This is a genomic window from Paucibacter sp. KBW04, assembly GCF_003852425.1.
In the GTDB taxonomy this organism is placed as follows: Bacteria; Pseudomonadota; Gammaproteobacteria; order Burkholderiales; family Burkholderiaceae_C; genus Paucibacter_A.
In genome coordinates this window covers 1-2,052 of the sequence record NZ_QAJN01000027.1, presented here as the reverse complement: position 1 = coordinate 2,052, position 2,052 = coordinate 1, and the positions used below count along the sequence as shown (strand labels likewise).

General features: G+C 65.2%; 3 protein-coding genes. All 3 read right to left on the bottom strand.

From position 1 onward, the window contains the following. The coding region (locus DBR47_RS24280; RefSeq protein WP_124455082.1) for an ATP-binding cassette domain-containing protein at positions 1-182 on the bottom strand (182 nt) is incomplete at its 3' end. 14 nt (positions 183-196) lie between these two features. Further along, positions 197-1,285 (bottom strand): branched-chain amino acid ABC transporter permease, encoded by a 1,089-nt coding sequence (locus DBR47_RS24275; protein ID WP_124455054.1) that lies wholly within the window; start codon positions 1,283-1,285, stop codon positions 197-199. Positions 1,286-1,308: 23 nt separating this feature from the next. Continuing rightward, positions 1,309-2,052, bottom strand: a 744-nt coding sequence (locus DBR47_RS24270) for a branched-chain amino acid ABC transporter permease (protein WP_148090442.1), incomplete at its 5' end; no start/stop codon positions are given.

Sequence of the window (2,052 nt, the reverse complement as noted above, 5' to 3'; positions counted from 1 at the left end):
GCGTCCGGCACGTAGAGGCCGGTGATGACGTTGAAGAAGGTGGTCTTGCCCGCGCCATTGGGCCCGATCAGGCCGTAGACCTGGCCTTTGCGGATTTCGATGCCCACCTCGGACAGGGCTTGCAGGCCGCCAAAGCGCTTGGACACGCCGCTGACTTTGAGAACGATGGATTGCTCACTCATGCTTGTCTCCTCGCTCACTTATTGTTCTGGGGGATGGGCGCGGCCTTGCCATGCTCAGGCGCGGGCCACAGGCCGCGGGGGCGGATCAGCATGATGCTGATCATGGCCAGGGCCACCAAGAGTTGGCGCAGGATGGCGGCGTCCAGGCGCCCGCCGGTCATCTCTTGCAGCGGGCCGGCCGCATAGCGCAGCACTTCGGGCAGGGCCGAGAGCAGCAAGGCGCCCAGGATGACGCCGGGGATGTGGCCGATGCCGCCCAGCACCACCATGGCCACAATCATCACGCTCTCTTGCAGGCTGAAGGACTCAGGCGACACAAAGCCTTGGAAGCTGGCGAACATGGAGCCGGCCACGCCGCCAAAGGTGGCGCCCATGCCGAAGGCCAAGAGCTTGAGGTTGCGGGTGTTGATGCCCATGGCCTTGGCGGCGATCTCGTCCTCGCGGATGGCCATCCAGGCGCGGCCGATGCGGCTGTTCTCCAGCCGGTAGCAGATCACGACGCTGGCCACGACCAGAGCCAGGAAGAGGTAGTAGTAAAGCGTGACCGAGGGCAAGGTGTAGCCGAAGACCTCCAGGCTCTTACCGAGGTCAATGCCCCAGAAGTGGAAGGAGTCGATCTGACCGATGCCGCGCGGGCCGTTGGTGATGTTGGCCGGGTATTCCAGATTGTTCAGGAAGACGCGGATGATCTCGCCAAAGCCCAAGGTCACGATGGCCAGATAGTCACCCCGCAGCTTCAGCGTGGGCGAGCCCAGCATGACGCCGAAGAAGGCGGCCAGGCCGGCGCCCAGCGGGATGACGATCCACAGCGGCGAATGCAGGCCGTCGGGGAAGGCGGCGCGGAAGGTCTCGAAGTTCTCGCTCAGATGCGGGCTGCTGAGCAGCGCGAACATATACGCGCCCACGGCGTAGAAGGCCACATAGCCCAGGTCCAGCAGGCCGGCGTAGCCCACCACGATGTTCAGGCCCAGGGCCAGCAAGACGTAGAGCAAGGCCAGGTCGATGATGCGCACCGGGCCATTGCCCAGCTGCTGCGCAAACAGCGGCACCAGCAGCAGGCCTAGGCCCGCGAGCAGGAAGACGAAGAGTTTGTTCTTTTGCATGATCAGTTCTCCTTCAAGCGCGCTCAAGCACGATCAGCGACGCGTTCACCCAGCAGGCCCGAGGGTCTCAGGGTCAGCACCAGGATCAGGGCCACGAAGGCAAAGATGTCGGCGTAATGGCTGCCCAGCACGCCGCCGGTCAGGTCACCCAAATAACCCGCGCCAATGGCCTCGATCAGGCCCAGCAGAATGCCGCCCACCATGGCGCCAGCCAGGTTGCCGATGCCGCCCAGCACCGCGGCGGTGAAGGCCTTGAGCCCAGGCATAAAGCCCATGGTGTGTTGCACCGTGCCGTAATTGGCCGCCCACATCAGGCCGGCCACGGCCGCCAGGGCCGCGCCGATGACGAAGGTGGTGGAGATGATGAAGTCGGGCTTGACGCCCATCAGGCCGGCCACCTTGGGGTTCTCGGCCGTGGCGCGCATGGCCCGGCCCAGCTTGGTGTGGTTGACCAGGAACATCAGCGAGGCCAGGATGACCACCGTGAGCCCCAGGATCAGGCACTGCGTGACCGAGATCACCGGGCCGCCCAGGTCGATGGGGGTGGTGGGCAGCAGCAGGGGGAAGGGTTTGGGGTTGGGCTTCCAGATGATCATGGCCAGGGTCTGCAAGAGCAAGCTCATGCCCATGGCGGTGATCAGGGGGGCCAAGCGCGGCGCATTGCGCAGCGGCCGGTAGGCGATCTTCTCGACCAGGAAGTTCAGCGTCACGCAGACCACCACGGCGCAGACCAGGGCGATCAGCATCAGGGCCCAGCCGGGCAGGCC

Bases quoted from the DNA above. Each gene is read 5' to 3' on its own strand.
- DBR47_RS24275 (WP_124455054.1), bottom strand. From the start codon at position 1,285: ATGCAAAAGAACAAACTCTTCGTCTTCCTGCTCGCGGGCCTAGGCCTG.